Source organism: Brevibacillus fluminis, from assembly GCF_003710825.1.
In the GTDB taxonomy this organism is placed as follows: Bacteria; Bacillota; Bacilli; order Brevibacillales; family Brevibacillaceae; genus Brevibacillus_D; species Brevibacillus_D fluminis.
Genome location: NZ_RHHQ01000004.1, coordinates 274,963 through 298,587 on the forward strand (window position 1 = coordinate 274,963; position 23,625 = coordinate 298,587).

Sequence of the window (23,625 nt, forward strand, 5' to 3'; positions counted from 1 at the left end):
TCATGTATTTGTCGTGTGCTTCCTTAAAAAACGATTGCCAGCCGCGCGGACTCAATTTGTGCGAGCGAAATGCGATGTGTCTTCTTCGCTTCCGCAACCGTTAACACACCTTCTTCAAAGGATGTCAATTCCCCTTCAAAAACAGTGTGGCCGTCGATTTCTTCTTTGGTGACAATATGTACGTGTTTGCCGACCGCCTTGCGATAGTCATTCTCCTTGCGCAGCGGACGCTCTGCACCGGGTGAAGAGACTTCCAGGAAGTACGCCGTCGGAATCGGATCGACCTCGTCGAGACGCTCGCTCAACCGTTCGCTCACAGCGCCGCAGTCATCGATATCGATGGTGCCCGACTCGTTGTCGATGAAGACGCGGAGAAACCAGTTGCTCCCCTCTTTCTTGTACTCGACTTCAACGACTTCCAAATTCATTTCTTCCATGATGGGTGCAAGCAGATCTTCAACGATTTGCGTTACCTTACTCACTTCAGGTACCTCCTTTGCTTCATGCTCATTTACCCAGAAAGAAAGAGTGGGTTTCCCCACTCTCAACAGTAACGAGTATCAACAGTATTCCCAAAGAAATTATAGCATAACGTTCCTAGCATGACAACCGTGAACGGCTAAAACAGGGAGAGCTGGTTAGATTCCGGCAGTCCTTGCAAGGCCCCTTGCTCCTCCAAATACTCCAAAATCGTCTTGGAAATCCGCGAACGGGAAAGCAAGTCCTCTTTCGACAAAAACTCTCCATTTTCGCGCGCTTTTACGATACTGATTGCCGCATTCGTACCTAGACCAGGCAACGCATTGAACGGCGCGAGCAAGGAATCGTCCTCAATCAAAAACCGCGTTGCGTCCGAACGGTACAAGTCGACATTCTTGAATTTGAACCCGCGCTCAACCATTTCCAGCGCCATTTCCAGCACAGTCAGGAGCGCCTTCTCTTTCGGCTGTGCATCATGCCCTTTGCCCTCGATCTCCTCGATCTTTGCGCGGATGGCTGCAGAGCCTTTGACCATCAACGGAATGTCAAAGTCGTCGGCACGGACCGAGAAATAGGTCGCATAAAACTCTAGCGGTCTATGCACCTTGAAGTAGGCGATGCGCACGGCCATCATGACGTAGGCGGTCGCATGCGCCTTCGGGAACATGTATTTGATCTTCTGGCAAGAGTCGATGTACCACGCCGGGACGTTATTGGCTCTCATCTCTTCCTGGTCTTCCTCGTTAACGCCCTTCCCTTTCCGCACGGACTCCATGATTTTGAACGCGCGTGACGGATCGAGCCCTTTGTAAATCAAGTACACCATGATATCGTCGCGACAACCGATTACATCTGACAGCTTGCACGTACCGGAGCGGATCAAATCCTGCGCATTGTTCAGCCATACGTCCGTACCATGAGACAGACCGGAGATCTGCACCAGCTCGGCGAAGGTGGTCGGCTTCGTGTCCTCAAGCATCTGGCGAACGAATTTGGTTCCGAACTCGGGAATACCGAGCGTCCCCATATTTGTGCGAATTTGATCTGGGGTTACGTCGAGCGCTTCAGTTTTGCTGAAGATCGACATTGTTTTAGGATCATCCAGCGGGATGGTTTTCGGGTCCATTCCGGTCAAGTCCTGAAGCATGCGGATAACCGTGGGATCGTCGTGCCCAAGAATATCGAGCTTGAGCAAGTTGTCATGAATCGAGTGGAAGTCGAAATGCGTGGTCCGCCATTCGGATTCATTATCATCCGCTGGAAACTGGATTGGGCAAAAATCTTCAATCTCCATGTAATCCGGTACAACAATGATTCCGCCCGGGTGCTGACCCGTCGTTCGTTTCACACCCGTGCAGCCATTGACCAAACGGGCGATTTCCGCATTGCGCATGACTTTGCCACGCTCATCCGCAAACTTGCGTACATAACCGAAGGCGGTCTTTTCCGCTACGGTACCGATCGTTCCAGCGCGGTATACGTTATCGACGCCGAACAATTCTTGTGTATACTTATGCGCTCGTGGCTGATACTCCCCGGAAAAGTTCAAGTCGATATCGGGAACTTTGTCCCCTTTAAAGCCAAGGAACGTTTCAAACGGAATATCTTGTCCATCTTTGGCGAACATGTGGCCGCATTTCGGACATTCCTTATCCGGCAGGTCAAAACCGGAACCGATCGACCCGTCCAAGATGAATTCGCTGTGCTGACAGTTCGGGCACAAATAGTGTGGCGGCAGTGGGTTAACCTCGGTAATATCGGACATCGTCGCGACAAACGAAGAACCAACCGACCCCCGTGAACCGACCAGATAGCCATCGCGCAGCGATTTGGTCACCAAACGCTGTGAAATCAAATAAATAACGCCGAAGCCGTGCTTGATGATCGAGTTCAGTTCTTTCTCTAGCCGGGCCTCGACGAGTTCCGGCAGCGGATCGCCATACATTTTGCGAGCCTTGACATAGCACATATCACGAAGCTCTTCGTCCGCACCCTCGATGTTTGGCGTGTAAAGGCGATCCGGAATCGGACTGACATCCTCGATCATGTCCGCCACTTTGTTCGTATTCGTGATGACGATTTCCCGTGCGCGGTCACCTAAATAAGAGAATGCAGCGAGCATTTCGTCCGTCGTCATCAAATAGAGCGGCGGTTGATCGTTAGCATCCTGATTGTTTTGGGAGAGCAAAAACACTTCCCGGTACACATGATCCTGCGGATTGAGAAAATGGACGTCACCCGTGGCGACGACCGGGATCCCCAGCTCGTCTGCGATTTCTAAAAGCAGCTGGTGATAGCCTTTCACGACGTCTAGCGACGGTATGTTCTCATCGCGCAGCAGCGGCTTGTAATGCTCGATCGGCTGCAGCTCGATGTAGTCATAGAAGCGAGCAACCTCTTTCAGTTCTTCCTTGGTTTTTCCTCGCAAAATCGCTTGGAATAGCTCACCATCTTTGCAGGCTGTTCCGATGAGTAAGCCCTCTTTCAGCTTCGTCAGTTGGCTGCGCATAATCCGCGGCCAGCGGAAAAACGTCTCGACATGCGAGCGGCTGACCAGCTTGTACAAGTTTTTCAGGCCAGTCTTGTTCTGCACAAGGATTGTCGCATGGAACGGGCGAGAGCTTTTGTAATCGGCTTGCTTGTTGCTCTCTTCATTCAGCTGCGCAAGGCTTGCGATTTGCGCTTCGCGAATGTCCTTGAGCATATATTGTAAAATGTGCGCGAGTGCGACGGTATCGTCCAAGGCACGGTGGGCATTGACCAAATCGACGTTGAATCGCTTGGCCAAGCTTCCCAGACGGTAGCTGCGCATATCTTTGTACATCATTCGCGCCAATGGCAGCGTGTCGAGAAACGGATTGTTCCAGGTTTCCATGCCGATCCGTTTGGCGCAAGCATTGATGAAGCCGCGGTCAAACTCCGCGTTATGCGCGACCAGAATCGCATTGCCGGCAAACTCCTTGAATTTAGGCAGAACGACTTCGAGCGTATCTTTGCCGCGAAGCATCTCGTTGGTAATCCCAGTAATCTCAGTCGTCTTCGGCCCGATCGTCAGTTGTGGGTCAACCAGATCTGTCCACTGATCGATGATCTCGAGCCCTTTCATCTTGACGGCGGCAATCTCAATGATCGTATGCTCCGCGGCATTCAAACCGGTCGTCTCCACGTCAAACACAACGTATTCGGTATGCTCGTTTATCTGGATATCGTTCGTTTTCGGATCAAGGTTGTAGACGACATCGATGCCGTCCTCCACGACATACGCCTCCAAGCCTAAGATGCACTTGATCCCGCTTTTTTTCGCGGTCCCATAAGCTTCCGGGAACGCCTGTACAACACCGTGGTCGGTGACCGCAATCGCTTTGTGGCCCCATTTTGCCGCTGTGCTAATGAGTGACTTCAAGGAAGCGACGCCGTCGAGCGAGCTCATCGGCGTATGGCAGTGCAGCTCCACACGCTTCTCTTCCGCCCAGTCTTTTCGGCCCTGTGCTTCAATTTGGTTCAAATCGTTCGCCGTCATCACGAGCTCGCGGGCAAATTGGTCATGCTGCACGCTACCGCGTACCTTCAGCCACATGCCGTCGCTGATCGCCTCGAGAACCTTGGCATCTTCTTTATCGCGGGAAAAAATCTTGACTGTCAGCGAGTCGGTATAATCCGTCAGATGGAATGTCAGCAGATGACGTCCACTTTTTAGCTCGCGCAGCTCTTTATTGAACACGGTCCCTTGGATGATAATGCGGCGCTCTTCCTCCTGAATCTCGTGGATCGGAATCGCGTCGTCCTTGATCTCATAGCCGACCATGATCGTCGTGACCGCTTCCTGCTCTTGCTGGGACTCTTTCTCGGCTTGAACTGCGCTGACCACGACTTCTACAAGCGCCCGCTCTTCTTCCGCACGTTGCTCGAGGAATGCCTTCATCGCCTCATTGTTTTCTTCCACTTGGAATTGAAAACGCGGCTTGATGTCTGCCACCTTCGCGAAAAGCTCGGCCAGCTCAGTATCCACTTTTTTCCGTTTTGCCATTTCCATCGACATTTCAGTCGGCAGCGTAACCGTGATTAAGCTGCCGTCCACCGTTTTTTGTGCATTGCGAACCGTTTGCGCAATCGAGTTCACTTTCGGCTCCAAGAGTGCCAAAAGGTAGTGCCAATAATCCGCAACCATTTCGTCAACGCCCGGGGCCAGTTCATATCTAAGATATAAGTCCACTTGTGCCAAATGAGCAAATGAGTGCTTCAACTGGCTATAAAAATGATGATAGACATCCTTAGGCAATAGTCTCGGAAGGGTACACGAAAAAATCCATTCTTTCGTCTGTTTGCGAATCTCCAGTTTATCGATCCGACCTGATTGAAAATAAGGCTGCACCCAATCAGTCGGCAGCTGCAGCTGTTGCACCAGCACGGAAAAGCGCTGTTGCTGTTCTGCTATGCGATCCATTCCCCTTGTCACCTCATCTTACGAGAAATTCCGTTTGACGCAAAAAAGAAAAGAGGCACCCTGAATCAGGAATCAGAGTAGCCTCCTACAAATTCGACAAAAACGGTCATTTTCCTCCCGGTTTCGCCGGAGCAGTTTCTTACAGTACAGCCAATTTTTCTTTTACATAGCTGATCAATTCATCGACATGAACATCAACAGCTTCGCCGGATCGGCGCACACGCACCTCAACCGTACCTTCGTTTACTTTATCGGAAATCGTGATGCGGATTGGGAGACCGATCAAATCTGCATCTTTAAATTTCACGCCTGCGCGCTCCAGACGATCATCGTAGAGCACTTCGATGCCAGCAGCAGTCAGTTTTGCGGTCAGCTCTTCTGCCGCCAAACGCTGCTCATCGACTTTGGAATTGATTGGAATTACATGAACATGGTATGGCGCGATCGATACCGGCCAGATGATGCCGTTCTCATCGTTGTTTTGCTCGATAACCGCTGCGAGTGTACGGGATACCCCGATACCGTAGCAGCCCATGATCATCGGTTTGGAGCGGCCGTTTTCGTCTAAGAAGGTCGCGCCCATCGGCTCTGAGTATTTCGTCCCCAGCTTGAAGACGTGTCCGACTTCAACACCGCGCGCAAACGCGATTTTGCCGCCGCCTCGAGGGCAATCGTCGCCCTCCGTGATGTTGCGCAGATCGGTATAGGTTTTGACTTGGAAATCACGACCTGGCTGCACATGTTTGATATGATAGTCTGCCTCATTGGCACCGACCAATCCATCTACGATATCTTGAACATAGTTATCGGCAATGATGTCAATCTTTTCACCATCGACACCCAATGGACCGACAAAGCCGATTGGCGCGCCAACTGCTGCACGCACTTCTGCCTCGCTGGCGAAATCGACATTCGTCGCATCGTATAGGTTTTTCAGTTTTACGTCGTTCAGCTCATGGTCACCGCGCACCAAAACCAGGACGATCCGGTCATCGACTTTGCAAACAAGGCTCTTGATGATCGAGCTTGCTTCCACGCCAAGCGATTCAGTCAGCTGTTCGATTGTTTTTACGCCAGGCGTATGGATTTTTTCAGGTGCAGATACGCTTGCATCTTGTTTTGGCGCGGCGTTGTACACCACTTCCGCTTTTTCCAGATTGGCAGCATAATTGCCTTCTGTCGCATATGCGATCGTGTCTTCGCCAATCTCGCACAGCGCCATGAATTCATAGGTACCGGTTCCACCGATCGATCCCGCATCCGCTTCAACAGCCCGGAAATTCAGGCCGACACGCGTAAAAATATTCGTATAGGCATTGAACATGTCCTGAAAGCTTTTGTCCAATCCTTCTTGCGTCGTATCAAACGAGTACGCATCCTTCATGATAAACTCGCGGCAGCGAATCAAACCGAAGCGAGGACGAACTTCGTCGCGGAATTTGGTTTGGATTTGGTATAGATTGATCGGCAGCTTTTTGTAGGAATTGATTTCATCGCGAACCAATGTCGTCACGACTTCCTCATGCGTCGGTCCCAAGGCAAACGGACGGTTGTGACGGTCATTCAGGCGAACCAGCTCAGGGCCGTACGCTTCCCAGCGGCCGCTCTTTTCCCACAGCTCGGCTGGTTGCATGGCTGGCATCACCATTTCCTGCGCTCCTGCCTTGTTCATTTCATCACGGACAATTGCTTGGATCTTTTGCAAAACGCGCAAGCCAAGCGGTAGATAGGAATAAATCCCCGACGCCAGCTGGCGCGCCAGACCAGCGCGAACCAAAAGCTTGTGGCTGGCGATTTCTGCATCGGATGGTACTTCACGCAATGTAGGAATAAACATCTGACTCTGCTTCAACACGGACAAGTTCCTCCTTCAATCTCCACGACAAACATTCCATTACGGGTCGGGTACGTTCGCACAAATGTCGATCGTCCCCATTCCCCTTTTTATACCATGCTGTGAATTTCTTTCATCAGTTCTTCAAACAATTCGGTTTCCTTCACTTTCCGCACGATTTCACCATTGCGGAAAATCAAGCCTTCCCCATTGCCGCCTGCAACGCCCACGTCCGCTTCACGCGCTTCGCCAGGACCGTTTACCGCACAACCCATAACGGCGATCTTCAGCGGCTTCTTGATCGTGGTAACGGCTTCCTCCACCTTTGTTGCCAGACCGATCAAATCGATGGCACAACGGCCGCATGATGGACACGCGATAACGACTGGATCGTTGTTGACGATATCCAAGCTGCGCAAAATTTGCTTCGCAACCTTGATCTCCTCGACCGGATCGGCAGTCAGCGAGACACGGATCGTGTCACCTATACCCATCGAGAGCACGGTGCCGATTCCAACGGATGACTTGATGCTGCCGGAGAACATCGTACCTGCCTCGGTTACCCCTACGTGAAGTGGGTAGTTACGCTTTTGCGCCATGAGGGAATACGTTTGGATCATCGTTGGCACATCGGACGATTTAAGCGAGATAATGATATTGTCGAAATTAAGCTCTTCCAAAATCTCGACGTGGCTCATCGCGCTCTCCACGATTGCTTCCGGACTTGGATAACCGTATTTATCGAGCAAACGTTTCTCTACAGAACCGGAATTGACACCGATGCGGATCGGCACATTGCGCTCGCGGCACGCTTCGACGACCGCTTTGGTTTTCTCTTTCGAGCCGATATTACCCGGATTGATCCGAATTTTATCGATTCCGCTCTCCACCGCGGTGAGCGCTAACTTGTAATCGAAATGAATGTCGGCAACCAGCGGCAATGGCGAGCGCTCCTTAATCTGCTTGATCGCACGCGCAGCATCTTCATTGATGACTGCCAATCGAACGATTTGGCAACCTACATCTGCCAAACTTTGAATTTGGGCCAATGTTGCTTCCACATCACGCGTATCGGTGGTGGTCATCGACTGAATGACGACGCTTTTTTGTCCGCCAATTTGTACGCCACCCACAAATACCGGTTTCGTCTCCTCACGCTTGAACATTACGAGGCACTCTCCTTTTGTGTAAAACAATTCATGCGACCGCCCGTGCTAGCTTTTCGCCCGTACAGGCATGTGGCCGCGCTTTGTTTTTTCTCTCATTCTGTCTATACTGATCTGCCTGTTCACAAACATTTGATGTTCGCGGTTCTATTTCTCCCAATATTGGGCGTGACTTTATGAAAAGAAAATGCGGTGCAAGTCGTTCCACGTTACAACGAGGATCAACAGCATCAGGAAGGCAAAACCAAGGAAATGAACCATCCCTTCCTTATGCGGATCAATCGGTTTGCCACGCAAAGCTTCCACAATGAGGAACACGAGTCGTCCACCATCCAAAGCTGGCAACGGCAATAGATTAAACAAACCGAGGTTGATGCTCAGGATCGCTGCCCATTTCAGCAGGATCGACATTCCTTGCTGCGCGAATTCGCCCGTCATTTTGAAAATGCCCACAGGCCCGCTCAAATCTTTGAGTCCGACAGCCCCGGTGAACAGGGAGGCCAACCCTTTCACAATCATCGCCGTGAAATCATAGGTGGTCACCGCGCCAAAACGCAGCGCCTCTCCCGGAGAATAGACGACTGGGTTGTACACCATGATCTTGCCTACCTGATCTTTGTTTTCCACTTTGACAGGCACTTTCAGTTGTTGCCCGTTACGATCAATGACAAACGTAAGTGTCTTGCCTGGGGATTTGCTGACAACATCTACAATCTCCATCCAGGATGCGACCGGTTTCGCATCAATCGTCACGACCCGATCCCCTTCATGCAAGCCGGCAATCGCCGCTGGTCCACCTGGATTCACAGGACCGATTTTGGGCGCATTCGTTGGCACTCCGTAAATCAGGCCGATTGCGACCAAAAGAACAAATGCCAGAATGAAGTTGGCTGCCGGTCCGGCAAAAATCGCCCAGAAACGCTGCGGCACCGTCTTTCCACCAAACTGACGGTCATGCGGTGCAATCTGTACTTCTTGTCCCGCACTTACGAGCAACGCTTGCGGATGAACAGCAAACGATCTTGTTTCCCCTGCGACCTCGAGCGTCGCCTGAAGCTTGCGTTCAAGCTCCCAATCTAAGAGCGACCCTTTCAATACGTTTGCAGGGAGCGCATCCAAGTTGTCCAGGAAAAACCGTTTGATTTTACCCGTATGGTCCAATTCTACGCCAACATTCATGTGGGTTTTGAGCACGTCCATCTCTGGATCTTCGCCAGCCATGCGGACCATCCCGCCGATTGGCAACAATCTCAGTGTATACTCCGTCTCCCCACGTTTAAAGCGGAAAATTTTCGGTCCCATTCCCAGCGCAAACTCGCGGCATAAAATGCCCGCCCGCTTAGCCAACAGAAAGTGACCCAATTCATGCACGAACACCAGCATCCCGAAGACGACGATGATCGCAATTACGGACTCTAGCGAATCAAAGTTAGGTAAAGGCAACGGTTAACCTCCTTTTTTACCAATCAGACGCCCGCATTTCCTGCTGCAAATTGTCTCGCCCACGCGTCGGCTGCCATGATTGTTTCCAAATCAGGATTGAGTACGGGTGTATGTGCTACACACGCTTGTTCGACAATTTTTTCGATGGCCAGGAATGTGATTTCGCCCCGCAAAAAACGTGCGACCGCAATCTCGTTCGCCGCATTGAGAACTGCTGGAAGCGTTCCACTTGCCTTGCCACAGTCAAACGCAAGCCTTAACAATGGGTACCGTTCATAATCCATTTCGGCAAAATGTAATGTGGACAATTTCGCCAAATCTAGGCGCTCTGTCGCCAAATTCGTCCGGCGCGGATAGGTGAGCGCGTATTGGATCGGCACCTTCATGTCAGGTGTGCCAAGCTGTGCCATCACCGCCCTATCTTTATATTCTACCATAGAGTGTATGATGCTTTCATAATGCAGGAGGCAATCAATTTGCTCATACGGCATATCGAAAAGCCAATGCGCCTCGATTACCTCAAATCCTTTATTCATCATCGTTGCGGAATCGATGGTGATTTTAGCACCCATGCTCCAGTTCGGATGGTTGAGCGCATCCTGTACTGTCACATTTTTCAGCTCTTCTCTTTTTTTATGACGGAAGGAACCGCCTGATGCCGTGATAATGATCCGTTCGACATCTCCGCGGTGTTCACCTTGCAAGCATTGGAAAATGGCAGCATGCTCGCTATCAACCGGCAAAATCGTCACCTTGTTCTCACGAGCGGCCTCCATCACAATATGCCCTGCCGTAACGAGTGTTTCTTTATTTGCCAGGCCGATCGTTTTGCCCGCGCGGATCGCTGCCAAGGTTGGCGCTACCCCTACGCTTCCTACAACAGCCGTCATGACAAACTCAGCGTCGGCATGAGCCGCTACGTCAAGCAAACCTTGCTCGCCCCAGACAATTTCCGGCTTTTTGCCATGCAGCCTGCCTTGCAGCTCAACTGCAGCTTTTTCCGATCCAACCGAGACGAGCTCAGGTGTAAACAGCTGGACCTGCTCCACGAGCAAATCAACATTGTTGCCGGCTGCCATCGCCGTGATGCAAAACTCATCGGGATGCTCCGCCACTACCGCCAACGTGCTCGTTCCGATCGAGCCCGTCGAGCCAAGCAGTGCTATTTTTCTCATGATATTCACCCTCTACCCATGCACATAACGACTGATTTCTTTAGCTTAGCAAATGAAGAAAATGCAAAATCGGGAAAACCACAATCCAGCTGTCGACCCGATCCATCACGCCACCATGCCCCGGGAAAATATGCCCCGAGTCTTTTACGTCGTAATGCCGCTTGATCGCCGATTCCACCAGATCGCCAAACTGTCCCGCGATCCCTGTGACAAACCCAATCAAGATCGCTTTTGAAAGCGGGAGCACAGCAAACCATAGATCGATCCCCACGATCACAACAAACCCCAAAATCAGGCCGCCCAGCGCACCCTCCACCGTTTTATTCGGACTAATGGATGGCCATAGCTTGGTTTTGCCGATAGCCCGTCCCACGAAATATGCGCCGGAGTCTGTTGCCCAGATCCCCAGCAAAACCAGCATGGTCAAATAAAAACCATCTGGCGAAAAGTTGCGGGTCGCCGCTATGTACGTAAACCCGAATCCTATGTATAACGCCCCAACCAGCGTAAGGGCGGCATGTTCAATCTGAAACTGATTTTTGCGAACCACGGTATAAAACAGCAGCAGAAACAACGCAGGCAACAGCAATGACGTGCTGCCTCCGGTACCGATTGGCACGAGGTTCGAAAAATAGAGAGACGGCCAAATCAGGCTCATCATTAGTACGTAGCCGACCAGTCCTGCGAAGCTAAACAGCCGCAGTCCAGCCATTCGTAAAAATTCGTACAATCCTATCGAGGCTAGTAGCACAATGAGCAATGAATACCATTCTTCTCCTGCATAAACAAGGGACAGGAAAATGATGCCACCAATCCCTCCCGTGATGATCCGCTGCTTCAATTGATCCCACCTCTTTATGAGTTACACCGAACCGTAGCGACGAGCCCGTCCTTGATAATCGGCGATGGCTTGATAGAAATCTTCTTTGCTGAAGTCAGGCCAGAGCACATCGGTGAACCAAAGCTCCGTATAAGCCATTTGCCACAGCATGAAATTGCTCAGACGAATTTCGCCACTTGTGCGGATCAAGAGATCAGGGTCCGGAAATTCGCGTGTATACAGGTGTTGTGCGATCAACGACTCAGTAATCTCTTCCGGCTCAAGGCCCCCTTCTTTTACCCGTTGAGAAATCTCTGAAATGGCACGCACAATCTCGTTGCGCCCGCCATAATTCAAGGCAAAATTTAGCTTCAGGCCCGTGTTATTCAACGTTTTTCTTTCGGCTTTTTCCAATGCATCCCGCGTGAAAGACGGCAGCTCTTCCTTGCTGCCCACCATGCGGATGCAAACGTTCCGTTCAATTAATTCATCCAATTCTGTCGATATAAATTCCTGCGGCAGTTTCATCAAAAAATCAACTTCATCCCGCGGACGCTTCCAGTTTTCGGTAGAAAAAGCATACAAGGTCAGAATTTTGATGCCGATCTCATCGGCAGCTTTCACAATCTCCTTGACCGTCTTCATGCCTGCACGATGACCAGCAATGCGCGGCAAGCTGCGCTGTTTCGCCCAGCGGCCATTTCCATCCATAATGACGGCAATGTGCGCGGGCAGCGCCTCCCGATCACGAACTGTATTTTCATTATTAGATTGCCGTTCTTTTCGCGTGAGCATCTGCGAGAGCTTCTCTAACATTAAGCTTTCCCCCAAAATGAGAGATATAGACATAATTCCCCCTCAAACGAGGGGGAAGCTGCATTGGTCTACACTTCCAAAATGTCTTTTTCTTTGTCTTTCACAACTTTATCCACTTCAACGATAAATTTATCTGTTGTTTTTTGGATCGTTTCTTGGTGGCGACGAGATTCGTCCTCCGAAATGGTCGCAGCTTTTTCGAGTTTTTTCAACTCGTCGTTCGCATCGCGGCGGATGTTGCGGATCGCAACTTTCGCCTCTTCAGCGCTCTTGTTCGCGACTTTTACTAAATCTTTGCGGCGCTCTTCTGTCAGCATTGGCACTGCGATGCGGATGACGATACCATCATTTGTCGGCGTCAAACCGAGGTCAGATTGCATGATGGCTCTCTCGATCTCCTTCATCGCACCTTTGTCCCAAGGCTGGATTTGCAGCAAACGCGGTTCTGGCGCATTGACGTTCGCCAGTTGGCTGATCGGTGTCGGCGTGCCGTAGTAATCAACTACGATTTTATCGAGCATGGCTGGATTTGCGCGGCCAGCGCGAAGCGATGCCAAGTCCCTTTTCAGTGCTGCTACCGCTTTGGTCATCCGTTCTTCTGCGTCTTTCAATACCGATTGTGGCATCAGGCATCCCCCTTGACAATAGTTCCAATTTTTTCGCCCATAACGGCTCGCTTGATGTTCCCTTCTTCGGTAATCGAGAACACCATCAACTGAATATTGTTGTCCATACACAAGCTGGAGGCAGTCGAATCCATTACACCCAGACCCTGGTTCAAAACTTCGAGGAACGTGAGCTGGTCGTATTTCTTGGCTGTCGGGTCAACGCTCGGGTCAGCAGTATAAACGCCATCAACTTTGTTCTTAGCCATCAAAATGACTTCTGCTTCAATTTCAGCAGCTCGAAGTGCTGCCGTCGTGTCTGTCGAAAAGTATGGATTCCCTGTACCAGCAGCGAAAATGACAACGCGGTTCTTCTCCAAATGGCGAATGGCTTTTCTGCGTATGTACGGTTCCGCTACTTGGCGCATCTCGATCGAGGTTTGCACCCGCGTTGGCACATTTACTTTCTCAAGACCGTCCTGCAGAGCCAGCGAATTCATAATGGTGGCGAGCATGCCCATGTAATCGGCTGTAGCGCGATCCATGCCTTTGGAGCTGCCAGAAAGCCCTCTCCAGATGTTGCCTCCCCCAACTACGACTGCTACCTGTACACCTAATTCGACGATCTCTTTGATTTGATTGGCGATGGAAAAGATAATTTTCGGGTCAATCCCGTACCCCACTTCTCCTGCCAGGGCTTCTCCACTCAACTTTAACACAACTCGCTTATAAGCAGGAAGTGGCATTTACAGCGGCCTCCATTCATCTACACATTCTCTTGTGCTTCTTATGATTCCTTTAAAAAAGGGAACACATAGGTGTTCCCTTTATTTTGTCTTACTGTTTATTTACTTGCGCCATTACTTCAGCAGCAAAGTCTTCCTGTTTCTTCTCGATACCTTCGCCAACTTGGAAACGAACGAAAGCTTTCAGGGAAGCATTTGCTTCCTTCAAGAGTGCGGAAACTTTTTTGTCCGGATCTTTTACAAACGGTTGCTCTACCAAGCAGTACTCTTCGAAGAATTTGGAGAGACGACCCTCTACCATTTTCTCAACGATGTTTGCTGGTTTGCCTTCTTGCAGCGCTTGGTTTTTCAACACTTCGCGCTCACGTTCGATCTCGTCTGCAGATACTTCTTCACGGTTTGCGAAACGAGGGTTGGACGCTGCTGCGTGCATTGCGATGTCTTTTGCCAGTTCTTCGTTTGTGCTGTTTTCGATCGCAACGAGGGCACCGATTTTACCACCCATATGTAGGTAGGCACCGAACGCGCCGTTGTCTGCTTTTTCCAAAACTGCCATGCGGCGGAAGGAGATGTTTTCACCGATTGTCGAGATTTTCTCGCTGATCACGTGAGCCAGTGTGTTTCCTTCACCTTTGAAAGCTTGCTCCAGAGCAGCTTCAACAGTTGCTGGGCGTTGTCCTACAACATGCTCAGCGATGTCTTTTACGAGTTGTTGGAACTCAGGGTTTTTCGCAACGAAGTCTGTTTCACAGTTCACTTCTACGATTGCGCCAACGTTGCCGTTAACTGCAACTGCAGTCAAGCCTTCAGCCGCTACGCGACCTGCTTTTTTCGCTGCTTTCGCGATACCGCGCTCACGCAGCAGGTCAATCGCTTTTTCCATGTCGCCGCTGGTTTCTTCCAACGCTTTTTTGCAATCCATCATACCTGCGCCTGTTCTTTCGCGCAATTCTTTAACTGCTTGTGCACTAATTGCCATGTTTTTTACCTCCCTGGTTTTCGTACGTCCATAGTCTATCCTTAAAAAAAGAGTGGACGAGGTTCTGAAGCCCTCAGTCCACCCTCGCATGTCTTACGCCGTGGTTGTTTGTTCAGCGCCTTGGCTGCCTTCCAACAAAGCGTCAGCCATTTTGTTGGTCAACAATTTAACAGCGCGGATTGCGTCGTCGTTACCAGGGATCACATAGTCGATCTCATCCGGGTCGCAGTTTGTATCAACAATTGCAACGATCGGGATGTTCAATTTGCGAGCTTCAGCAACAGCGATGCGCTCTTTACGTGGATCAATGATGAACAGAGCGTCAGGCAGGTCGTTCATAGTCGCGATACCGCCCAAGAACTTCTCCAGACGATCCATTTCTTTACGCAGTACGATTACTTCTTTTTTCGGCAGTACTTCGAAAGTACCGTCGGTTTCCATACGTTGCAGCTCAGCCAGGCGAGCAGTACGTTTTTTAATGGTTGTGAAGTTTGTGAGGGTACCACCCAACCAACGTTGATTGATGTAGTAGTGGCCTGTACGTTCAGCCTCTTCCTTCACAGCTTCTTGAGCTTGCTTTTTCGTACCAACGAAGAGGATTTTGCCTCCGTTAGCAGACAGTTCGCGAACGAAGTTATAAGCTTCTTCGACTTTCTTTACTGTCTTTTGCAAGTCAATGATGTAGATACCGTTACGTTCGGTGAAGATATAGCGATCCATTTTTGGGTTCCAGCGACGAGTTTGGTGACCAAAGTGTACACCAGCTTCGAGCAGCTGTTTCATGGAGATAACCGCCATAGCAACACACCTCCTTCAAGAAATGGTTTTTTGTGCCCACCCCCAACCGCATCTCCTACCAAAACTGCGAATCTCGCAGCACCGTTGGCAGGATTGGTTGACGTGCGTATTGAACTGAACACCGTAGAAAACTATATCATATGGCAAATCCAAATGCAAGAAACCCCGCCTTATTTTTTCGGCGGGGTTGTAATACGTTTCACAATATCGTCAATGCTTGTGCCTTTAGGGATTTGATACGTGTTTGCACGGATGCGGTCGAGCTTGCCGGCAGCGCGCAGCGCGTTTACCAGTTGATCCGCGGATTGGATCAATCCTGCATCTGCAAGTAGCTTTCCGGCAGCAGTCGCATTGGTTGCCCCCGGGATGCGCACGGTGACCAATTCCACCGGTATCTCAGGTGATGCAGGTGATGTCGTCTGTGGCTCCTGTGCGGTTGGCTGTGTCACTTGCGGCGCTGCTGATGCGGAATCTGGCTTGCTTGGTGCTGTTGTGTCAGGCGCTTTGCCCGCCTGTGTCGCAGGTTGTACAGGTGTTAATGGCTGCCCCAGCTGTGTGGACGGCGTTGCATCGCCTGCTGCCGGCTGTTTTGGCGCTTGTGTCTGCGGTGCGGTTGGCGAAACAGGCGCTTTCGCTGGAGCTGCTGCGCTCTTATCCGTATTTTTGAGCTTGTCGTATTCCGCCTTGGGCACCAGCACAAGCTGCTTTTGCTGGGCGATAGACGCAAGCTCCTCCTGTGTCAGCGCCTTCTGTCCGGGTAGCGCCGGGTAAAACCACATGACCGCAGCAGCTACAATCAAACCGCTGCCCAATCCATATAAAAAAGAGCGACTACTCATGGGCCCGCCCTCTTTCTTGCGGCGTGGCCAAAGAGAAGATCAGTTCAAGCTCACCGCGGCCTGCTCCCAGCTGTTTAGCGATTTCATCAAGGGACAACCCTTCCCGCTGAAGCGCGAACGCGCGTTGAAACCGTTCCCGCAGAAAGAGTGTATCCTCGTGAACGCGCGGCACTTCTTCGTTGCCCATGGAAAGGGGTTCTTTTTGCGTTTCGCCCATACTGCTGGCTAATTGCTCGCGAACAGCACCAAGCTCGCTTTCGAGGGTCTGGATACGCTCCTCCAGCTGATCCAAATCCGAGCGCAAATTTTCCTTGGTTTTACGCAGGTTCGCGACCACCAATTCGTTTTCTTGCTTCACTTGATGCACAAAGCGCTGCAAGCTCTTCTCCATTTCTTGACGTTCCTGCAGCTTTTGCTCATGCGAACGCGACTGCTCTTGTCCAGAAGCTCCTTTTTGCCGGAGGGTTAAGAACAATGCGATAAGAAGGATAAGAAGGCCTGCACCCATCAAAAGATAGATTGGTTGTTCCAGCATACTCACACACACTTTCTGTTTTTACAATGAGATGTCAACGTGGCGTCCACGCAATGGATCTTTCATCGGAACATGCGGCTTACGCTCTTCCTCTTGTCTGCGTTCTTCCAATTGCTCCATCGCTTCATGCGATTTCCTGCGTTCGCGCTCTCTGTCTTCTTTATTGTACCCTTTTGCCGATTTTTCCAGCTCTTGCGTGCGGACCCTGTTGTGCTGGTCCTCCTGATTCCGCTCGGTAATCATCGACTGCTGCTCATGCCACAGGCGCTGTTGATGATTCTCCTGTTGCCTCGCCAGCTCCTGTGTCCGGGGGATTGCCACCTGCAGCTCCACTGCCTTTAAGCTCATGCCTGTCTCACTCCCCTTACAGAAGTGTCGATGTGCTGATCTCGCCGTCAATCATTACAAATCGGGTATGTGAAAACTCCTGTTTGATAAACCGTACCATCCGTCCGAATACAAGCTTGATGCCTGGATACATCACTGAAAGGATTTCCACCGCTGCTGGAGAGTCACCCTCGATCAGCTTTTCGATTTCCTGTCGTCTTACATCCATTTTCTTACCATCTTTCTCCATGGTAAGACGCGTGTTGGTCAACTTGATTTGCAATGCTCGCTTGTCCGGCGTCAGGTCTCCTGTTGTCTGCATCAATTGGTTCAGAACATTCAGACCTTGATCGGCCTTGCGCATATTTTCATGTATCACTTGTAATTCGCGTTGAATCGTCGCCAATTCGTTACGAAGCTCAGGTTTTGCCCCTACTTCCAAGACGGTCGGAGTTGCACTGGCGTTCCCGAAGACGCGGGCCACGATTTTTTCGCCAGCTTGCAGCGTCCCCCCGATAATGAAGCCTTTGGCACCGCGGCAAATGATGTTTTTTCCCGCACGCACATTGGAAAACATGATGCTCTGCGAAACGATGACATCGCCTTGAGCCGATACGTTGCCATTTTGGATGAATGAAGTCTTGATCGTATTGCCTGCGACGACCGAGCCTTTGTCCTGGGCCACGATGCCGCTTTTGATCTCAATTGATCCGGTTGCTTCCAGTTCAGCACCTTCCACGCTTCCCAAAATACGGATGTCGCCAGACGCCTTGATGCGAAAACCGGTCGGTACATTGCCCCGAACCACAACCGTTCCAACAAAATCGATGTTGCCCACGCTAAAGTCGACGTCGCCTTTCACCTCAAACACGGGGAACACGTTGATTTTTTGATCCTCGGAAAAAGAGACTTGCCCGTCAATTGCAGAGTACAAGAGCGATTTGTCTTCATTCAATACGACGTTTTTACCCGGTTTGATGATGACCTCTTTGCCCTTTTTCGCCATAACAGCTGCTCCTGTAATGTCACAGCCGTCAATACCTGGCGTAGGTGGCACTTTGCGAGCCAACAGCTGCCCACGTGCCACATTGGGAATGCTGACGATATTATAATAATCGACACGGCCATCATCCATTTCTTTCGGTTTCGGCTCATCGCTCATCAGCGATTGGAAAGCAAACTCGACCCGTCCGTCCGTTCCTGGCACCGGCGGCATTCCATCTGCAATTGGCTGGGGCTGGTTCACATAGCGCCGCGGATCATCGCAAATTTGTTCAATCACATGATCCAAAATTCCGAATTTTACCTGCTGGCTCTTTAAAAACTGATGAATCTCACTTTCCGTAATTTCGATTTGCCCAATTTCAGAATGGATGATCAAATCGGCTTGCATACGGTCAGGCGATACCACCAATTCCAAAGAATGTAGCTTTGCGTCCTGCAAACGACTCCCTCCTTGGCATTCAAAATGAAAAAACTTCCTTCGAGGCTGTCCACCGGTGCAAAGCCGCAAATGCTGCGACTTTTGCATTTACGTGCATCAGAACCCCCTTGAGAAGTTACAACTTGCGAATACAGGAAGAAAAACTTCTTGAAGAAGGCCTGAAACATGCTGGTCCAAGCCAGAAATCTGACTTGGTGCCTTGCCTTCTTCTGGAAGTTTTTCTTCCGTCCAAAAAGATTTCATCTTTATTAGTGCCAAAACCTTCTTTTTCGATCGAAAAATATCATCTATTGAAAAAGCTAATTGTTCATTAGCTGATTTTTCCAACGCTGCAGGGCAGTGCGCATACGGAAAATCGCCTTGGAATGCAGCTGGGAAATGCGAGACGGCGACAGACTCATCGCTTCGGCGATCTCTGATAGAGTCAATTCCTCGAAGTAGAATAAGGACACGACCAGCCGTTCTTTTTCCGGCAGTTTATCGATTGCCAAAACAAGGATTTCCTTCAGGTTGTTCTTTTCCGCAACCGATTCCGGCCGCTTCGTTACTTCATCCACGATATAGGAATGGCGCGCCGTCTTCTGCTCGTCTTCATCACCAACCACTTCATCAATCGAAATCATAGAGGCGAGAGATGTGTCATAGACAACCTGTTGAATTTCCTTCTCCGTCATGCCCAAGTAATCGCATAGCTCGCCTTCGCTCGGCGTACGCAAGTTTTGCTGCTCCAGGAGGGTGTAGGCTTCCTCGATTTTTTTTGCCTTATCGCGTACGGTACGAGGAATCCAGTCATTTTCCCGCAAGCCATCAATCATCGCTCCACGGATTCGCCACATCGCATAGGTCTCAAATTGCAAGCCTCGCGTGTGGTCAAATTTAGACAGTGCATCGAGAAGGCCCATTCGTCCATAGCTGACGAGGTCATCCTTGTCCACGTTGCTGGGAAGGCCAATCGCCAAACGATTTGCCACCTTGCTCACGAGCGGCAAAAATTGTGTCACCAAGTCAACCTCGGCTTCTCGACTGCCTTCTTCCTTCCACATTATCCACTTGTCGAATTCTTTTGCTTTGTCTTGGTTGCTTACGCGAGTCATGCAAAAACCACCAACCTTTATTCATCAGCTAACCGCCTAATGATATTTGCAATCTTATCAGGGTCTTCCTCTACTTCCGTTCGGTCCAGCCGCGGTGGCTGAAACGGCGAAAATGATTCTGCTAGATCACTTTCCGCTTCCGCACTTTGAGAGACATGCTCCCCCGCTTCAGGCGTGGCCAAATCGACGTGATTGCCGACATCCGGCGTTACCGCTGGAGAAGCAAACAAGCTGACCAACCAGCGGACAATATAGGTTGCGATAAAAAAGACCAAAAATGCGATGAATGCGCGCCAAAGCGATACCGACCACACATTTTGAAAGACCGCGGAAAGAAACGTGAAGACAAATGCGGCCGCTCCGACAGCGAAATTCAGCACGATTGTTCCCGCCATCGTCTACACTTCCTTTATCCCTTGATTTACGGTGCGTATTTGCAGGATGCCGGTTGTTGCATCCATTTCTATGGTTCGTCCACAATTCCCACCCGTATCCTCCGCCACGATGCGTATGCGTGCCGAGTGCAGCATCTCCTTGCACGCCTCCACATTGCGCGGACCGATCCTCATCGTGTCATTCCCGGACATGAAGGCGAACATTTGCGCCCCGCCGGCCAATTTGGCAATAATGTTACGGGTAAAAGCCCCAGCAGCTTCCATGTCGGCAATCAGTTTCGGGATTGCTGTATCTGCATATTTTCCGATATTGAGGTCGGCAGTTTTACCGAGTGAAGAATCAGGTAGCATGACATGCGCCATGCCAGCGATTTTTTTTGTTTCATCAAAGAGGACAACCCCTACACACGAACCCAAACCGGTTGTGCGCAGACGATCGGGCGGAAATGCGATGCCTAAATCAGCCATACCTATCTTAATAATTTCCATCGAGTGGGACTCCTAATGAGATAAATAGTTTTTCAAAAGAGTCAGGGTCCGGAATTAAGAAGAAATGTCCTTTAACCTGGTTATTGCCTTCAAAGAAGGAGGTGTTGATCGTCAGGGCGAAGTCGCCGGAGCGACCCAACTCAATCAGGCCGTAGCTCAGTACGGCGCCCGCCATATCGATTGCAAGGGCCGGTACCGATGGCTGTAAGTTCAACCTGGTGAAATCCGCCAAGGACGACAAGTACGAGCCGATCAGGATATTACCTATCTCGTGGAGCGCAGAAGCCTCCATATCAGTTAGGCCATAATCATCGCTAACTTCCATTCCCAAAAGCTCTTTGAGCAAATTGCGCGCCGATTGCAAATCGACAATGAAAAACATGCTGCCCGGGCAATCGCCTTCGACACGCAAAAAGACCGTAACGACCACAGCTTCCATTCCGCCAACGAAATCTGCAATCTCGTCAAAGCTTATGACTTTGACTTGCGGCACCTTCATATCCACTTCTTTTTGAATCAGCTTGGAGAGGGCGGTCGCTGCATGCCCCGCCCCAATATTTCCAATTTCCCGAAGAACGTCCAATTGAAAATCTCCATAGTTCGAGAAGTTTGTCATAAGTTAAACCTCAAACGCATCAAGCTGTTTGATTTCTTCTGTATTCAGCACTTTGTCCAAATTCAGCAAAATCAACAGACGTTTCTCTAATTTCGCTACTCCGCGCAAGTAAGCAGCTTCCACGCCTCCCACAACTTCTGGCGGCGGTTCGATGGAGCTGAGTGGAATATCGATGACATCGTTTGCGGCATCAACGATCAGCCCAACTTCCAACTCGCCCACGGCAACGATGATGATCCGTGTCGATTCGGAATACGTCGCTTCATCAAGTGCAAACCGGCTGCGCAGGTCAATGATCGGCGTAACCACGCCGCGAAGGTTGATGACGCCTTTGACGAATTTTGGCGTCCGCGGTACACGGGTAATGTGCTCCAGCTTCTCAATGGATTTTACTTGGCTCACTTCAACGCCGTACTCTTCATCCTTTAACCGGAACACAATGACTTTTACTTCTCGGATAATTTCTTTTTGCTCGATCATTTATGATTCCCTCCTTTACTTGATAAGCGAATTGCAATCGATAATCAACGCAACCTGACCGTCGCCCAAAATCGTGGCACCCGAGATTGCGAACACATTAACCAAGTATTTGCCCAGCGATTTCAGCACGATCTCTTGCTGACCGATAAACGAGTCGACGACGAGGCCAGCCATTTTTTCGCCTTTGCGTACGATGACAACCGCCACCTCATCTTCCTTCGCTACTCCGTTGTCAGGAATTTGGAAGATTTCTTTCAAGGAAACAAGCGGCACTACTTTTCCGCGGAAGTCGATCACTTTTTGGCGATGTGCCATCATGATCTCATCCTGACGGAAGACTGCAGTTTCGATGATGGAGCTGAGCGGCACGGCGAATTTCTCGTCTTCGACCTGCACCAGCATCGCGGAAATGATCGAGAGCGTAAGCGGCAGCTGAATCAGGAAGGTGGTGCCTTGTCCTGGATTCGAATCGACGCTCACAGAACCGCCGAGGGATTCAATTTTTGTTTTCACGACATCCAGTCCGACACCGCGTCCGGAAATATCGGAAATTTGTTCAGCCGTGCTCAAGCCAGAAGCAAACAGCAGTTCATAAATTTGCTTGTCAGAGAGGGAATCAGCATTCGTTTGATTGACGATGCCTTTTTCGATCGCCTTTTTCAATACGCGATCTTTGTTTATCCCTTTTCCGTCGTCTTTCACTTCAATAAAGACATGGTTTCCGCTATGGTACGCTTTCAGCTGGACCGAACCTTCTTCGGACTTGCCTGCTTTTTTGCGCTCGTCTGGCCACTCTACACCATGGTCGATCGAGTTGCGCAGTAAATGTACCAGTGGATCGCCGATCTCATCGATAACGGTCCGATCCAGTTCGGTTTCCGCGCCGAAAATTTCGAGATTGACTTTTTTGTTCAATTCTTTTGCCAAATCGCGAACCATGCGCGGGAAGCGGTTGAACACTTGCTCGACCGGAACCATGCGCATCGTGAGGATAATGTTTTGCAAATCACCGCTAATGCGGCTCATATGCTCAACCGTTTCCTGCAGCTCGCTTTTGCCGAGTTCGCGCGCCAACTGCTCCAGACGGCCGCGGTCGATCACGAGCTCGCTAAAGAGGTTCATCAAAATGTCGAGGCGCTCGATATCGACACGAATCGTTTTGCCTGTAGAAGCTTTTTTCACGGCAGCCTGTCCGCTGTCCGCTTCTTTTTTGCTTCCGTTTCCTGCATCCTCCGTCTTTTGTGGAGCGGATTGGGTAACTTCTGCCTGCTTCTTTTGCAGATCTGCTTCTACATGCTCCTGGAGTTGTACAACCTCAATGAGCACTTCCTCGATTTCGGAAATGTTTTCGATCGCCTTTTTGATTTTTTCGACTGGCTGAGAGGAGAGAAACACCACTTCAAAGAACGAGTCGAATTTCTCGTTCTCGATCTCCTCTGCACTCGGCAGCGATTTGATCACCTCGCCAAGCGACTCCAGTGCATCGAACACCATATACGCACGCGCTGCTTTCAGCAAGCAGTCTTGGCGAAGTGTGACGCGGATGGAATACGGGACATTGCCCGATTCCTTGGATTGGCGAATGATGGTGATTGCATAATCATCCAGTCCGTAGTCGCGGGAGCTTACCTCTACCTTTGCTTCTTCCGGAGCAAACGCGACGGCGCTCGCCGCCACTTCCACAATGGACTGCTCCACTTCCGCTTGCGGCTTTGGCACATCGCCAGAGACGATCGCACGCAATTTGGCAACCGGTTCGGATACGTCCGCTGCCCCATTGCCGCCATCGATGATGTTGTACACCATTCCCTCCAGCAAATCTACACTCTTAAAAATCACGTCCATGAAATCGCTGTTGATTTGCAGCTTGTGGTTGCGAATCAAATCGAGCACATTTTCGGTCTCATGGGTCAGGCTTGCCATATCCTCAAAGCCCATCGTCGCCGCCATTCCTTTGAGCGTATGTGCGGAACGGAAAATCTCATTGACGATCTGAATGCTATTCGGATCATTTTCCAAAAGCAGCAGGTTGGAATTGATGGCCTGCAAATGCTCCTTGGACTCTTCAATAAACATGTCTAGGTATTGATTCATATCCAT

22 protein-coding genes are annotated in these 23,625 nt (G+C 50.4%); all 22 read right to left on the bottom strand.

Features of this window, described 5'->3' with window-relative positions; translation table 11 throughout:
• Window positions 1-23: 23 nt before the first annotated feature.
• The 22 genes from rimP to EDM56_RS03655 all read right to left on the bottom strand — a co-directional run bounded on the left by rimP (window position 24) and on the right by EDM56_RS03655 (window position 23,625).
• A complete protein-coding gene (gene rimP, locus EDM56_RS03550) occupies window positions 24-482 on the bottom strand; it encodes a ribosome maturation factor RimP (RefSeq protein ID WP_122916500.1) in 459 nt (152 codons plus the stop codon).
• Window positions 483-619: 137 nt separating this feature from the next.
• Window positions 620-4,924, bottom strand: a complete 4,305-nt coding sequence (locus EDM56_RS03555) for a PolC-type DNA polymerase III (protein ID WP_122916501.1) — start codon at window positions 4,922-4,924, stop codon at window positions 620-622.
• Window positions 4,925-5,063: 139 nt separating this feature from the next.
• Complete coding sequence (locus EDM56_RS03560; protein ID WP_148040358.1) at window positions 5,064-6,776, bottom strand: proline--tRNA ligase; 1,713 nt, start codon at window positions 6,774-6,776, stop codon at window positions 5,064-5,066.
• A gap of 92 nt (window positions 6,777-6,868) precedes the next feature.
• Window positions 6,869-7,924 (bottom strand): flavodoxin-dependent (E)-4-hydroxy-3-methylbut-2-enyl-diphosphate synthase, encoded by a 1,056-nt coding sequence (gene ispG / locus EDM56_RS03565; protein ID WP_122916503.1) that lies wholly within the window; start codon window positions 7,922-7,924, stop codon window positions 6,869-6,871.
• Window positions 7,925-8,098: 174 nt separating this feature from the next.
• The gene (rseP, locus tag EDM56_RS03570; protein ID WP_122916504.1) at window positions 8,099-9,367 is read right to left on the bottom strand and encodes an RIP metalloprotease RseP; all 1,269 of its coding nucleotides are present in this window, start codon (window positions 9,365-9,367) and stop codon (window positions 8,099-8,101) included.
• Between the two features lie 23 nt (window positions 9,368-9,390).
• Window positions 9,391-10,542: a 1-deoxy-D-xylulose-5-phosphate reductoisomerase gene (locus tag EDM56_RS03575; protein ID WP_122916505.1), complete on the bottom strand. Its 1,152-nt coding sequence runs from the start codon at window positions 10,540-10,542 to the stop codon at window positions 9,391-9,393.
• A gap of 40 nt (window positions 10,543-10,582) precedes the next feature.
• Complete coding sequence (locus tag EDM56_RS03580) at window positions 10,583-11,383, bottom strand: phosphatidate cytidylyltransferase (protein WP_122916506.1); 801 nt, start codon at window positions 11,381-11,383, stop codon at window positions 10,583-10,585.
• Window positions 11,384-11,404: 21 nt separating this feature from the next.
• Window positions 11,405-12,178, bottom strand: a complete 774-nt coding sequence (locus EDM56_RS03585; RefSeq protein WP_122916507.1) for an undecaprenyl pyrophosphate synthase — start codon at window positions 12,176-12,178, stop codon at window positions 11,405-11,407.
• 68 nt (window positions 12,179-12,246) lie between these two features.
• Complete coding sequence (gene frr / locus EDM56_RS03590) at window positions 12,247-12,804, bottom strand: ribosome recycling factor (protein ID WP_122916508.1); 558 nt, start codon at window positions 12,802-12,804, stop codon at window positions 12,247-12,249.
• Complete coding sequence (gene pyrH / locus EDM56_RS03595) at window positions 12,804-13,529, bottom strand: UMP kinase (protein ID WP_122916509.1); 726 nt, start codon at window positions 13,527-13,529, stop codon at window positions 12,804-12,806. Before pyrH ends, frr begins: the two co-directional genes overlap by 1 nt.
• A gap of 91 nt (window positions 13,530-13,620) precedes the next feature.
• Window positions 13,621-14,508, bottom strand: a complete 888-nt coding sequence (gene tsf, locus EDM56_RS03600; protein WP_122916510.1) for a translation elongation factor Ts — start codon at window positions 14,506-14,508, stop codon at window positions 13,621-13,623.
• 93 nt (window positions 14,509-14,601) lie between these two features.
• Window positions 14,602-15,306 carry a 30S ribosomal protein S2 gene (gene rpsB, locus EDM56_RS03605; RefSeq protein WP_122916511.1) on the bottom strand — a complete coding sequence of 235 codons (705 nt, stop codon included), beginning with the start codon at window positions 15,304-15,306 and terminating at the stop codon, window positions 14,602-14,604.
• Between the two features lie 170 nt (window positions 15,307-15,476).
• The gene (locus tag EDM56_RS03610) at window positions 15,477-16,145 is read right to left on the bottom strand and encodes a hypothetical protein (protein ID WP_122916512.1); all 669 of its coding nucleotides are present in this window, start codon (window positions 16,143-16,145) and stop codon (window positions 15,477-15,479) included.
• Window positions 16,138-16,680 carry a DUF6115 domain-containing protein gene (locus EDM56_RS03615; RefSeq protein WP_122916513.1) on the bottom strand — a complete coding sequence of 181 codons (543 nt, stop codon included), beginning with the start codon at window positions 16,678-16,680 and terminating at the stop codon, window positions 16,138-16,140. Before EDM56_RS03615 ends, EDM56_RS03610 begins: the two co-directional genes overlap by 8 nt.
• 21 nt (window positions 16,681-16,701) lie before the next feature.
• Entirely contained in the window at window positions 16,702-17,028 is a 327-nt protein-coding gene (locus tag EDM56_RS03620) for a hypothetical protein (RefSeq protein WP_122916514.1), read from the bottom strand.
• Window positions 17,029-17,044: 16 nt separating this feature from the next.
• Complete coding sequence (locus tag EDM56_RS03625) at window positions 17,045-18,451, bottom strand: flagellar assembly protein A (RefSeq protein WP_281274938.1); 1,407 nt, start codon at window positions 18,449-18,451, stop codon at window positions 17,045-17,047.
• A gap of 299 nt (window positions 18,452-18,750) precedes the next feature.
• Complete coding sequence (locus EDM56_RS03630; protein WP_122916516.1) at window positions 18,751-19,545, bottom strand: FliA/WhiG family RNA polymerase sigma factor; 795 nt, start codon at window positions 19,543-19,545, stop codon at window positions 18,751-18,753.
• Between the two features lie 17 nt (window positions 19,546-19,562).
• Window positions 19,563-19,940, bottom strand: coding sequence for a hypothetical protein (locus tag EDM56_RS03635; RefSeq protein ID WP_122916517.1), 378 nt, complete (start codon window positions 19,938-19,940; stop codon window positions 19,563-19,565).
• A 3-nt stretch (window positions 19,941-19,943) separates the two neighbouring features.
• On the bottom strand, window positions 19,944-20,429 hold the full coding sequence (locus EDM56_RS03640; RefSeq protein ID WP_122916518.1) for a chemotaxis protein CheD: 486 nt from the start codon (window positions 20,427-20,429) through the stop codon (window positions 19,944-19,946).
• The gene (locus EDM56_RS03645; protein ID WP_122916519.1) at window positions 20,416-21,045 is read right to left on the bottom strand and encodes a chemotaxis protein CheC; all 630 of its coding nucleotides are present in this window, start codon (window positions 21,043-21,045) and stop codon (window positions 20,416-20,418) included. Before EDM56_RS03645 ends, EDM56_RS03640 begins: the two co-directional genes overlap by 14 nt.
• Window positions 21,046-21,048: 3 nt before the next feature.
• A complete protein-coding gene (locus tag EDM56_RS03650) occupies window positions 21,049-21,525 on the bottom strand; it encodes a chemotaxis protein CheW (RefSeq protein ID WP_122916520.1) in 477 nt (158 codons plus the stop codon).
• A gap of 15 nt (window positions 21,526-21,540) precedes the next feature.
• A complete protein-coding gene (locus EDM56_RS03655; protein ID WP_122916521.1) occupies window positions 21,541-23,625 on the bottom strand; it encodes a chemotaxis protein CheA in 2,085 nt (694 codons plus the stop codon).